At 60.9% G+C, this 11,841-nt stretch carries 13 protein-coding genes and 1 riboswitch; of the genes, 5 read left to right on the top strand and 8 right to left on the bottom strand.

The window, feature by feature from the left end; genetic code table 11:
* The 4 genes from J2X24_RS19550 to rpsL form a co-directional block, all read right to left on the bottom strand.
* A partial coding sequence (locus tag J2X24_RS19550; RefSeq protein ID WP_192621559.1) for a GTP-binding protein occupies positions 1-95 on the bottom strand: 95 nt, incomplete at its 3' end.
* A gap of 183 nt (positions 96-278) precedes the next feature.
* On the bottom strand, positions 279-2,357 hold the full coding sequence (gene fusA, locus J2X24_RS19555; protein WP_209725239.1) for an elongation factor G: 2,079 nt from the start codon (positions 2,355-2,357) through the stop codon (positions 279-281).
* A gap of 149 nt (positions 2,358-2,506) precedes the next feature.
* Positions 2,507-2,980, bottom strand: a complete 474-nt coding sequence (gene rpsG / locus J2X24_RS19560; protein WP_209725241.1) for a 30S ribosomal protein S7 — start codon at positions 2,978-2,980, stop codon at positions 2,507-2,509.
* A gap of 12 nt (positions 2,981-2,992) precedes the next feature.
* Positions 2,993-3,364, bottom strand: coding sequence for a 30S ribosomal protein S12 (gene rpsL, locus J2X24_RS19565; RefSeq protein WP_192622442.1), 372 nt, complete (start codon positions 3,362-3,364; stop codon positions 2,993-2,995).
* Between the two features lie 296 nt (positions 3,365-3,660).
* Between rpsL and J2X24_RS19570 the strand changes: the two genes are divergently transcribed.
* Entirely contained in the window at positions 3,661-4,146 is a 486-nt protein-coding gene (locus tag J2X24_RS19570) for a hypothetical protein (RefSeq protein ID WP_209725243.1), read from the top strand.
* Here the strand turns inward: J2X24_RS19570 and J2X24_RS19575 are convergent.
* The gene (locus J2X24_RS19575) at positions 4,118-5,704 is read right to left on the bottom strand and encodes an alpha-amylase family glycosyl hydrolase (RefSeq protein WP_245344972.1); all 1,587 of its coding nucleotides are present in this window, start codon (positions 5,702-5,704) and stop codon (positions 4,118-4,120) included. The genes J2X24_RS19570 and J2X24_RS19575 overlap by 29 nt on opposite strands.
* 216 nt (positions 5,705-5,920) lie before the next feature.
* Between J2X24_RS19575 and J2X24_RS19580 the strand changes: the two genes are divergently transcribed.
* Positions 5,921-7,780 (top strand): beta-L-arabinofuranosidase domain-containing protein, encoded by a 1,860-nt coding sequence (locus J2X24_RS19580; RefSeq protein ID WP_209725247.1) that lies wholly within the window; start codon positions 5,921-5,923, stop codon positions 7,778-7,780.
* Here J2X24_RS19580 and J2X24_RS19585 read toward each other — a convergent pair.
* Together J2X24_RS19585 and J2X24_RS19590 are read right to left on the bottom strand one after the other, a co-directional pair.
* Positions 7,777-8,223 (bottom strand): hypothetical protein, encoded by a 447-nt coding sequence (locus J2X24_RS19585; RefSeq protein ID WP_209725249.1) that lies wholly within the window; start codon positions 8,221-8,223, stop codon positions 7,777-7,779. The genes J2X24_RS19580 and J2X24_RS19585 overlap by 4 nt on opposite strands.
* A gap of 182 nt (positions 8,224-8,405) precedes the next feature.
* Positions 8,406-8,954 carry a low affinity iron permease family protein gene (locus tag J2X24_RS19590; protein WP_209725251.1) on the bottom strand — a complete coding sequence of 183 codons (549 nt, stop codon included), beginning with the start codon at positions 8,952-8,954 and terminating at the stop codon, positions 8,406-8,408.
* Between the two features lie 173 nt (positions 8,955-9,127).
* On the opposite strand from J2X24_RS19590, the gene J2X24_RS19595 reads away from it, so the two are divergent.
* The 3 genes from J2X24_RS19595 (at position 9,128) to J2X24_RS19605 (ending at position 10,768) form a co-directional block, all read left to right on the top strand.
* Positions 9,128-9,592: a hemerythrin domain-containing protein gene (locus tag J2X24_RS19595; RefSeq protein ID WP_209725253.1), complete on the top strand. Its 465-nt coding sequence runs from the start codon at positions 9,128-9,130 to the stop codon at positions 9,590-9,592.
* Between the two features lie 163 nt (positions 9,593-9,755).
* Positions 9,756-10,367: a TetR/AcrR family transcriptional regulator C-terminal domain-containing protein gene (locus J2X24_RS19600; RefSeq protein ID WP_209725255.1), complete on the top strand. Its 612-nt coding sequence runs from the start codon at positions 9,756-9,758 to the stop codon at positions 10,365-10,367.
* Positions 10,364-10,768 carry a VOC family protein gene (locus J2X24_RS19605; RefSeq protein ID WP_209725257.1) on the top strand — a complete coding sequence of 135 codons (405 nt, stop codon included), beginning with the start codon at positions 10,364-10,366 and terminating at the stop codon, positions 10,766-10,768. The genes J2X24_RS19600 and J2X24_RS19605 overlap by 4 nt, the downstream gene beginning before the upstream one ends.
* On the opposite strand, the gene J2X24_RS19610 is transcribed toward J2X24_RS19605, so the two are convergent.
* Entirely contained in the window at positions 10,765-11,595 is an 831-nt protein-coding gene (locus J2X24_RS19610) for a TIGR00266 family protein (protein ID WP_209725259.1), read from the bottom strand. The genes J2X24_RS19605 and J2X24_RS19610 overlap by 4 nt on opposite strands.
* Before the next feature lie 126 nt (positions 11,596-11,721).
* Positions 11,722-11,837, top strand: a riboswitch (TPP riboswitch).
* Positions 11,838-11,841 lie beyond the last annotated feature (4 nt).

The following is an 11,841-nucleotide window of genomic DNA, read 5'->3' on the forward strand; positions in this document are numbered from 1 at the left end:
ATCGCCGCCGTCAGCGTCGTCTTGCCGTGGTCAACGTGACCAATGGTGCCGATGTTGCAGTGCGGCTTCGAACGGTTGAATTTTTCCTTGGCCATTTTTCACTTCCGCCGTCTTCGAGCGGACCTTCATTCGGTTAGGGGTTGAAACTAAAGAATATCTTTTGGGTTGGCGGCGCGTACCACAGTCTGTGTTACGCGCCAAGGTCCTTTTTTGAGGCGCGCACCTTATCCGAAAGCCTGGGACAGAAATCCCAATGTTTTCAGGGGTGCGCTGCCCTCTTAGGCGTACTTCTTGATCACTTCGTCGGCGACGTGCTGCGGCACGGGCTCATAGTGGTCGTACACCATGGTGAACTGCGCGCGGCCCTGCGACATACCGCGCAGGGTGTTGACGTAGCCGAACATGTTGGCCAGCGGCACGAAGGCGTCCACGACGATGGCGTTACCGCGCATGTCTTGGCCCTGGATCATGCCACGACGGCCGTTGAGGTCGCCGATGACCGAGCCCAGGTATTCTTCCGGCGTGACGACTTCGACCTTCATGATCGGTTCGAGCAGCTTCGGCCCGCCCTTTTCACGCAGTTCCTTGAAGGCGGCGCGAGAGGCGATTTCGAAGGCCAGGACCGACGAGTCGACGTCGTGGAAGGCGCCGTCGATCAGGGTTGCCTTGAAGTCGATCAGCGGGAAGCCGGCCAGCAGACCGTTTTCCTTGGCCGATTCCAGGCCCTTGGTGACGCCCGGGATGTATTCCTTCGGGACGGCGCCGCCGACGATGGCCGACTCGAACACGAAGCCCGTGCCGGGCTCGCCCGGTTCGAACACCAGCTTGACGCGGGCGAACTGGCCGGTACCGCCGGTCTGCTTCTTGTGGGTGTAGTCGATTTCCGCCTTGCGGGTGATCGATTCACGATAGGCAACCTGCGGCGCGCCGATGTTGGCTTCGACCTTGTAGGTGCGCTTCAGGATGTCGATCTTGATGTCGAGGTGCAGTTCGCCCATGCCCTTCAGGATCGTCTGGCCCGACTCGTGGTCGGTCGAAACGGTGAAGGACGGATCTTCGGACGCCAGCTTGGCCAGGGCGACGCCCAGCTTTTCCTGGTCGGCCTTCGACTTGGGCTCGACGGCGATTTCGATAACCGGGGCCGGGAACTCCATGCGCTCCAGGATGACCGGCGACTTGATCGGGTCGCACAGGGTGTCGCCGGTGCGGGTGTCCTTCAGGCCGGCCAGGGCGACGATGTCACCGGCGTAGGCTTCCTTGATGTCTTCGCGGTTGTTGGAGTGCATCAGCAGCATGCGGCCGACGCGCTCTTTCTTGTCGCGGGTCGAGTTCAGCAGGCCCATGCCGGCTTCCATCTTGCCCGAGTACAGGCGGCAGAAGGTCAGCGAACCAACGAAGGGGTCGTCCATGATCTTGAACGCCAGAACCGACAGGGGCTCTTCGTCCGAAGCCTTGCGGGTGACTTCTTCTTCGGTCTTGTAGTCGATGCCCTTGGTCGCCGGGATGTCGGTCGGGGCCGGCAGGTAGTCAACGACGGCGTCGAGCAGCGTCTGGACGCCCTTGTTCTTGAACGCCGAACCGCAGAGGATCGGGTAGAAGGCGCCGGTCAGAACGGCCTTGCGGATGCACTTCTTGATGGTCGCTTCGTCGGGCTCGTTGCCTTCCAGGTAAGCTTCCATGGCTTCGTCGTCGAGTTCGACGGCGTTGTCGATCAGGTACTGACGGGCTTCGTTGGCCTTTTCGACCAGGTCGGCCGGGATCGGCACGTCCTTGTACGACGCGCCCAGGCCGTCATTGTCCCAGACCACGCCGGTCATGCGGACGATGTCGACCAGGCCGGTCAGCAGGTTTTCCGAACCGATCGGGAACTGGATCGGCACAGCCTTGGCGCCCAGGCGGTCGCGGATCGACTGGACCGACTTGTCGAAATCGGCGCCGATCTTGTCCATCTTGTTGACGAACACGATGCGCGGCACCTTGTACTTGTCGGCCTGACGCCAGACGGTTTCGGTCTGCGGCTCAACGCCGGCGTTGCCGTCGAGAACGGTGACGGCGCCGTCGAGAACGCGCAAGCTGCGCTCGACCTCGATGGTGAAGTCAACGTGGCCCGGGGTGTCGATGATGTTCAGGCGCTTGCCCTGCCAGAAGGCGGTCGTGGCGGCCGAGGTGATTGTGATGCCGCGTTCCTGCTCCTGCTCCATCCAGTCCATGGTAGCAGCGCCGTCGTGGACTTCGCCGATCTTGTGGCTCTTGCCCGTATAATACAGGATGCGCTCGGTGGTCGTGGTCTTGCCGGCGTCGATGTGCGCCATGATACCGAAATTCCGGTAATCTTCGATCTTGTGTGTGCGGGGCATAGGGAAGCCTCAAAACGTACGGATAATGGATTTAGTCCTAGAGCCTTGCAGCCTCAGGACGCTTGTCTCAGATGCAAAGTCGCGGGCGGTTTAGCTCAAACCGCCCGCGCCTCAAAGCAAAATTTTTCGCGACTGCAAACCGCAGGCTGTTACCAGCGGTAGTGCGAGAACGCGCGGTTGGCTTCGGCCATCTTGTGCGTGTCTTCACGCTTCTTGACGGCGGTGCCGCGGTTGTTGGCCGCGTCCAGCAGTTCGCCGGCCAGCTTTTCCGTCATGGTGTTCTCACCACGCTTGCGCGCGGCGTTGACCAGCCAGCGGATCGCCAGGGCGCGACGACGGTCCGGACGGACTTCGACGGGGACCTGATAGGTCGCACCACCGACGCGGCGCGAACGGACTTCGATCGACGGCGAGACATTGTCCAGGGCCGAGTGGAAGGTTTCGATCGCGGTCGCATCCTTCTTCTTGGCTTCCAGGATGTCGAAGGCGCCGTAGATGATGTTTTCAGCGACGGCCTTCTTACCTTCGTACATGACGTAGTTCATGAACTTGGTGACGACCAGATCACCAAACTTGGGATCGGGCAGAACTTCGCGCTTCTCTGCGCGGTGACGACGTGACATTCGATCTGCTCCTTACTTCGGACGCTTCGCACCGTAGTGCGAACGGCGCTGCTTGCGGTTCTTGACGCCTTGCGTGTCGAGCACGCCGCGCAGGATGTGGTAACGGACGCCCGGAAGGTCCTTCACGCGGCCGCCGCGGATCAGGACCACCGAGTGTTCCTGAAGGTTGTGACCTTCGCCGGGGATGTAGCACACGGCTTCGATCTGCGAGGTCAGGCGAACCTTGGCGACCTTACGAAGGGCCGAGTTCGGCTTCTTCGGCGTGGTGGTGTAGACGCGGGTGCAGACGCCGCGGCGCTGCGGGCAGCCCTTCAGGGCCGGAACCTTGTTGCGCTTGGCCGGAACCTGGCGCGGCTTGCGGAGAAGCTGGTTGATTGTGGGCATCGAAACGATGACTTTCTATTGTTGTCCTACCGCTCCGCTGTTTGAGGACCGATAGGGAGACCTGTGCCGTTTGGCCGGAGGATCTCGGTTTCGTTTGGCAGTTCAGAGGCTCTGAGTCAGACAAACACAAAAGCCGCAACCTGCGCTATGGAGGTTACGGCGGGGACACAGCCCCTGCGAATATCCGGCTCAGGGCGGGCTTTTGAGGCCCACCTCGAAATTGATCGGCGGGCTATAGAGGACGCGGTGGGCTGCGTCAAGCCGGACATTTACAAATCCGCAGCATAGATAATGCTATGACTGCCATCGTGAGCCATCCTGCGCAACCGATCATCATCCGGAACCTGACGCCCCTGGTGGGGTGGATATTCATGAGCATCTGGATGTCAGGGATCGCGGTGTTCACCTGGCTGTTCTTCCGCAACGGCGGCTTCCATCAGTTCGATCCGTGGCTGGAACGCGGTGTGATGGCGCTGTTCTGGGTGTTCGGCGTGGTCTGCTCAGGGGCCATGTTCGGCCAGCCACTGACGCACGTCGTCTTCACCACCGGCACGGTCCATGTGCGCCAGCGCTGGCCTTTAAAGCGCCAAGTGGAAAGCTTCGCCATCAACCGCCTTCCCGCGCCGGAAATCCGGCAGCGGAAAGACAGCGATGGCGACGCCTATTACACACTTATCCTGACTGCCGGTGGCCACGATATCGTCCTCAAGGAGGGCAGCGACAGGCCGGCGCTCGAGCTTCTGCGTTCCCGGCTTATTTCCGAGGCGCGCTTCCAGCCGTAAGAACCACAGTCGCCTTCGGCGCCACAGTCACCGACAGCTTGCCGGCCGAAGGCGTCACCGCCCCCTGCCCGCCCAGCGCATATTGATAAGCGCCCTTGGCGTCGATCGTGACCGTCTGCGGCTCGGTCGAGACATTGGCGATGACGACCGCCTGGTCCTTCTTGTCGGTGCGGCTGAAGGCGAGGTAAGGATCACCGGCCTTCGACAGCAGCTTGAATGCGCCGGTCGCGATCACCGGATGGGCCTGCCGGACCTTGTACAGTGAGGTATAGTAGGCCAGCAGCGAATCTGGATCGTTTTCCTGGGCCGCCACGTTTACGCCAGCGACATTGATCGCCACGTCGCGATAGGGCTTGCCGGTCGTAAAGCCGGCGGTTTTCGTGTCGCCGGTCCAACTCATCGGCGAGCGCAGGCCTGGATCGTTGTGGATACCGCCATTGCTCATGCCGATTTCTTCGCCGTAGTAGGCAAACGGCGTCGCCGAGACAAGGATCGATATGGCCGCGGCCACGCGGTAATTGGCGCCGCCATTGACGCCGAACTGGTTGATCAGCCGATCGCCGACATAGGAGTCATGGCTTTGCAGGGCCAGGGGCGCGATATCCAGCTTTGGGTCCTGCAGCAGTGTGATGACTTCAGGCGCCACAACGCCATTCTTGATGCCGGCGATCAGGTGCTGCTGCACGCCATAGGCAAAGGCCGAACAGGCGTCGAGATACATCTCGCGGCCTTCCGACGCCTCGCAGATCAGGTAGCGGTTGTCGTACTCGTCCATGGCCTTGCGCAGGTCCATGACCAAGGCGGCATTGCCCGGATTGTTGAAATAGGACGCCTTGCCGTCTTCCAGCAACATGGTCACGGCATCGAGGCGGAAGCCGTCCACGCCCTTGTTCAGCCAGAAGCGCATACTGTCTTTTAAGTACGCCAGCACCTTGGGGTTACGTAGGTTCCAGTCGGGCATTGTCGTATCAAAGACGCCGTAATAAAGCCCCTCACCGTCCTTCACCGGCTTCCACGGATCGGTCCAGTAGGCGCCGGAAACGCCGCGCATCTTTTCGTCGTACCAGCCGGGATTGCTGTCAGCGAAGATATACCAGTCGCGATAGGCGCTCGACTTCGATTTGGCCGCGTCGAGGAAAATCGCGTTACCGCTGCCCGAATGGTTGATGACATAGTCGATGATGACACCGATGCCGCGTTTGTGCGCCTCGGCCAGGAACTCATCAAAGTCGGCCATGGTGCCGTATTGTGGATCGATGGCGCGGTAATCGTTCTGGGCATAGCCATGGTCATGGTCCTGGCTGGGCCCGATCGGCATCAACCAGATGCCGGTGACGCCCATCTTTTGCAGATAATCGAGCCGCGAAGTCAGCCCCTTGAAGTCGCCGATGCCGTCGCCGTTGCTGTCCTGATAGGAGCGTACGAATATCTCGGTGAAGGCGGCGTTTTTGTTCCAGCCTTTCGGCAGGGCGCTGGCTTTATTGGTCACAGGCACCGGCGACACGTCGATCGCCGCGTGCGCTGACGCGACCATTGCCAAACCTGCGACCGAAGCCATCAGGCACGCACGCACACGCCTACTAATCGATGAGAAGTTCATGTCCGCAATCCCTGTATTTATGTGTTGGGACGACCCTGCCACGCTAAAGCCGGCTCCGCCATTGGAATACGTATTCCCGACCCGAGGTGATTTCGTCCGACAAATAGGTAGCGTTACCCGCCAAGCTGGTGTTATTTGTTATTTCAAATATAAAAATTACGGGAAGACCAGCCAATGACGACGCGCCGCAGCTTTCTCCAATATGGTTCCGCCCTGCTGTGCGCCTGTGCCACGCCGGTGTCAGCCGCCGCCCGACAAAGCCGCTTTCCGCGCTTCAAAGCTGAACTTGCACCGCCGAGCTACGCCCAGGTCGCACTAGGCCCCGGCCGGTTACAAACCCAGCTTTCGCATCAGCACAGCCTGTTCATGGGTATCGACAATGACCGCCTGCTGAAACCCTTCCGGGTCCGCGCAGGCCAGCCGGCGCCGGGTGCGGACATGGGTGGATGGTACGATGCATCGGACGACTTCCACATCGATCCGAACGACTGGAGCACCGCTAATTGGCATGGCTACATTCCCGGCCACAGCTTTGGCCAGTACATGTCAGGCCTGGCGCGCGCCTATGCCATCACGGGTGATGCCGCCACCAAGGCCAAGGTGGCGTCCATGGTCGCCGACTACATCCCGACCATTTCGCCGAAGTTTTACGACGGCTATCCCCTACCCGCCTATACCTACGACAAGGTCGTCATCGGCCTGATCGACGCCTGGCATCATTGCGGCGTGACTGAAGCCAAGACCGCGCTCGATCTCACCACCGACGCTGTCCTGCCCTACCTGCCCGAAAAGGCCCTGACGCGCGAGGAGCGCCGCGCCCGCCCCTATACCCAGGAAGCCGAGATCTGGGATGAGCCCTACACCCTGCCCGAGCACCTGTTCCAGGCGTGGAAGCTGGGCATGGGCGAGCGCTATAAGGACCTGGCCGTCCGCTACCTCCAGGACGAGGCCCTGTTCGATCCACTTGCAAAGGGCATCAGCCCGCTGAAGGGCAAACACGCCTACAGCCACGTCAACGCGCTGAATTCGGCGGTCGAGGCCTGGTACGTCACAGGCGACAAGAAGTATCTGAAAGCCGCCATCAACGGCTTCGACTTTGTCCTGCAACAGTCCTACGCCACCGGCGGCTGGGGGCCCAACGAGGAATTGGTCGCCGCGGACGACAGCGACACGCTCTACAATATGCTGACCGAGACGCATCGCACGTTCGAGACGCCGTGCGGCGCCTATGGCCACTTCAAGATCACCCGTTCGCTGCTGGGGATCACCAAGGACAGCCGCTACGGCGACAGCATGGAGCGCATGCTCTACAACACCGTGCTTGGCGCCAAGCCGACGACACAAGACGGCGACACCTTCTACTATTCGGACTATAGCGACACCGCGACCAAGTTCTTCCGCGGCGAAAAGTGGCCGTGCTGCTCAGGCACCTTTATCCAAGTCGCTGCCGACTATGGCATCAGCGCCTACCAGTTCGATGAGGACGACCTTTATATCAACCTCTACCTGGCCTCCGAACTGAAGGGACAGGCCGGTGGCAAGCCCTTCCGCCTCGTCCAGACGACCGAATATCCGCTGACCAATACCAGCCGGATCGTCATCACCGAGGCGGCTGGCACGGGCTTCAACGTCTTCCTGCGCATCCCCGCCTGGAGCGGCCCCGCGACGGCGGTCAGCATGAATGGCCAGCCGGTGTCGGGCAAGATCACGGCTGGCAAGTTCCTGAAGCTGGAGCGCACCTGGCAAACGGGCGATGTCGTCGAAATCAGCTTCGATATGGGCCTGCGCCTGGAGCCGCTCAATGCCGCCCATCCGGACATGGTCGCCCTCATGACCGGGCCGCTGGCCCTCTTCCCGACACGCGCCACCGGCATCCCATCGGAAGCCCCAATGCCGGCGGCGGCCTGGCTGAAGGCGACCCGCAAAAGCCTGGAGGCCTGGAGCGTCTCAAGCCCCGACGGCGAGATCGTGCTGAAGCCCTTCATGGCCATTTCAGACGAGACCTATCGGCTCTACAGCCGGATCACGGTTTAGCCGTCGATAACGCGATAGGTGACGTGGACGCCATCCCACGACGGCTGAAACGCCCACATCTGGCCACCGTGCCTGCGAATAAACGCCTCCTCATCCGACAGCCAGCGCAGGCGCAGCCTGGCTTCGCCGTCAAAGCTGCCGATCATGCGCTCGCTGCCGAAACCACCGCTCACGTCGCGCAGGAGGACCAGTTGCCGGTCGTCGGCCGCCATGCACGAGACGCGCACGATCTGCAGTTCGTGCGCGCCGCCGGGCGACGTCACAGCCGCGCCATTCCGGCTTTCGCACAAAGGTCCGGCGCCGTGGTCGTACTGCCAGTAGACCCACGAGATCAGGCCCAGAACCAGTCCGGCCAGGGCAAAGCCGCCATACCAGTACCAGTGATGGCGCTCCTTGGGGTGGGTATAGCCATGCGGAACATGGTGCGGCTCTGCGCCGGACATAACGGACCTCATTCGCCCGCATATACGGACAGAAATTGACGTTAAGGTCAGCTTATACTTCCAATATTTCCGAAACGTTAAAAGTTAGAGCATGATGCGTTTAGATCAAATCCATCATGCTCTAGATTTTTGTTTGTCGCGATATTTGCCAAAAACCGCTGCACACTTTTTGGCATATCGCTCTAGTGGTGCAGCGCGACCTTGCGCGGGGGCGCGGCTTCGCGGACCTCTTCGCCGGCCGCGACCTCCTTCAGTTCTTCGCGCGCCTCGGCCGCGACCTGGCTGAACTTTTCCTGCACTTCCTTGAGCTCTTCCTCGCTCATCTCGTCCATGTCGATCAGTGCCGTTTCGGCCGTATCAACGGCCCGGATCAGTTCGTCGAGCTTGAGCTGGATCAGCTTGGAATCGCGGTTTTGCGAGCTCTGGATCAGGAAAACCATCAGGAAGGTAACGATGGTCGTGCCGGTATTGATGACCAGTTGCCAGGTATCCGAGAACTTGAAGATCGGTCCCGTCACTATCCAGGCGACAATAACCATGACGGCCAGGAAGAAGGCCACGGGGCTGCCTGTCCAGCACGATGTCGTCTGCGAAAAGCGGGTGAACCAGCCTTTACTGTTGCTGGACGTCTCAGCAACCTCGGCTTCAGGCGCCTTGGTATGCCTGCGCTTGGCGCCGTTGCCGGCCGTTTTCGCCTTCTGGCGGGGAGGTGTCTTGCCGTTGGTCGTCATGACGCGACAATGCCAGTCGCGCCCGTAAGGAAAAAATCACGGCGCGACGGTAGTCATATAAATTTCGCGCCGCTCCGACCCTTATGCAAAACTTACAGCCCACGGCACAGTTGCCATTTCGATCGCATTCCCGCGCGCGCATCATGACCGGATAAATATACTGGGAGCCCGTCATGGACATCTATAACTATATCCGCCAGGACCATCGCAATGTCGCGGCCCTGATGGACGAACTGCTTTCCATCAACCTTTCCGCCGTTCAGGAGCGTATCTTCCGCAAGATTCGCCTGGAGCTGAGCCTCCACGCCGAGGCCGAGGAGCAGACCTTCTACAAGGCGCTGCGCGAGGCGTCGGAACGCGCCGATATTGAAGACCGCATCGTCCAGGCGCGTGAGGACCATGACGAAATCCGCGACCTGATGACCTTCCTGATCAACGAGTCGGTCGGCGGTCCGCGCTGGATGGAAAAGTTCGGCGAGCTTAAACACGCGGTCACCCACCACGTGAAGGAAGAAGAGGTCGAGATGTTCGCCAAGGCGCGCCGCCTCCTCAGTGATGAGCAGGCCAAACAGCTGGCGCGCGACATGGCCAAGGTCAAGCAAACCATCCGGGTGCCGGAACACGAACCGACCGAATAGGTTTCAATTCGTCCACAGATTACGCCGCCCCGGTCATCGCCGGGGCGGTTTTGTTGTGCCTGGCCCCTTGCCTGGACACCGGCTTCGCGGTTAAATTTATCAGTGATAAGTTACTTATCAGCGATAAATTCTGTAAGACCATTTGTAAAACCGCCGCCGGTTCATGAAAATCGATAAAACCGCCATAATCAGCGCCGCGCTCGACCTGCTGAACGAAGCCGGCATCGACGCCCTGTCGACGCGCGGCCTGGCCCAGCGGCTGAACGTCCAGCAACCGGCGCTTTACTGGCATTTCAAGAACAAGCAGGCCCTGCTGACCGCCATGAACGCCGTCATGCTGAGACTGGGGCATACCCATCGCGAGCCCGCCCCGGGTCAGTCGTGGCAAACCTTCATCCGCGACCACGCCACAAGCTTCAGAAAGGCGCTGCTCAGCTTTCGCGACGGCGCGCGGGTCCACGCCGGCGCGCACACCGAACACGAAGACATCGAACAGACGGACCGCACGCTCCGTTTCATGATCGGACATGGCTTTTCCGCCGCTGATGTCATGAACCTGAACATCGCCGTCCAGCGCTATGTCGTGGGCTGCGTCCTGGAGGAACAGGCCGAATCGCCCTCGCCTGAAGCCGCCGCCGCGCTCGATGCAAAGGTCCGCCCCTACCCGGTCGCCGCCTCGGCGCTCGGCCACTATCGCCGCCGCTCTCCTGAGCAGCATTTTCTCGATGGGCTGGACTTGCTGATCTGCGGTTTCGAAGCCAGATATCACAGATGATACAGATTCAGGACATCGACCACGTGGTCTTCCGGGTGCGCGACCTCGACGCAATGGTGGCGTTTTACAAAGACGTGCTGGGCGCCACCTTCGAAAAATACCAGGAAGGTCCCGGCCTCTATCAGCTGCGGGTTGGCAGTTCGCTGATCGACCTGGTGCCGGTCGATGGCAAGCTCGGGCGCATGGGCGGCGCGGCCCCGGGCGCAGAAGGCCACAATGTCGACCACGTCTGTTTCCGCGTCCGACCATGGGACGAATCAGCCATTCTCGACCACCTCAAACGCCACGACATCGCTGGCGAAGTCGTCTCGCGCTACGGCGCCGATGGCGACGGCCCCTCCATCTATCTCAGCGATCCCGAAGGCAATATGCTCGAACTGAAGGGGCCACCAGCCCTTTAGTTGTTGCCGCCGATCAGGTCGCCGAACTGACCCAGGATCGAGCCCTCACCACGCGACGGCCCCGCGCCACCGGCGGCCGCCATCATCCGGCCCGCCAGGCGCGCGAACGGCAGCGACTGGATCCACACCTTGCCCGGGCCACGCAGGCGCGCAAAGAACACGCCTTCGCCGGCGAACAGCATCGACTTGATGCCGCCCGCCTGGATCAGGTCGAAATCAACCGTATCGGTAAAGGCCGCGACACAGCCCGTATCGACATGCAGTTCTTCGCCGGGCTGGAGCGTCCGCTCGACGACCATGCCGCCGAACTGGACGAAGACCCAGCCATCACCCTCCAGCTTCTGCATGATAAAGCCCTCGCCGCCGAACAGGCCGGTCATGATCTTCTGCTGGAAGGCGATGCCGAGCGACACGCCTTTGGCGGCGGCCAGGAACGAGTCCTTCTGGCAAATCAGACGTCCGCCGACATCCGATAGTTTAAGCGGCAGAATGGCGCCCGGCACCGGCGCGGAAAAAGCGACACGCGCCTTGCCGTGACCGTTATGCGTAAAGACCGTGGTGAACAGGCTTTCGCCAGTGACCAGACGCTTGCCGGCGCCCAAAAGCGCGCCCATGAAACCCTGCTTCTGGCCCGAACCGTCGCCAAAGACGGTGGTCATGCCGACAGACGCATCCTTCCACACCATGGCGCCGGCTTCGGCGATGGCGCTCTCACCTGGATCGAGCTCGATCTCGACGAATTGAAGCTCCTGGCCCTTGATCTCGAAATCGATGTCGTCGGCAACGCCAGACTGGCGGTGATGGGTGCTGGGAACGGCGGTGAGCATGGGAATCCTCCTGATAAGGTCGCCACAGATGTAGCGCCTCAAGGCAAGATAGGAAGGGACTTTGTGCAAGAAAGTGGATGAACAAATTCCGTATTGAACCGTCTTCCCTATGTCTCTATGATTCTGCCCAGTTCACCGGGGTGTCCGCGCGTTCGAGGCGGGCTGAGACGGAGCGAAAGTGCTCTAAACCCGCCGAACCTGATCCGGGTCATGCCGGCGAAGGGAGTTGGATACGCTTTATCTCAA

Source organism: Asticcacaulis solisilvae (genome assembly GCF_017875235.1).
Classification (GTDB): Bacteria; Pseudomonadota; Alphaproteobacteria; order Caulobacterales; family Caulobacteraceae; genus Asticcacaulis; species Asticcacaulis solisilvae_A.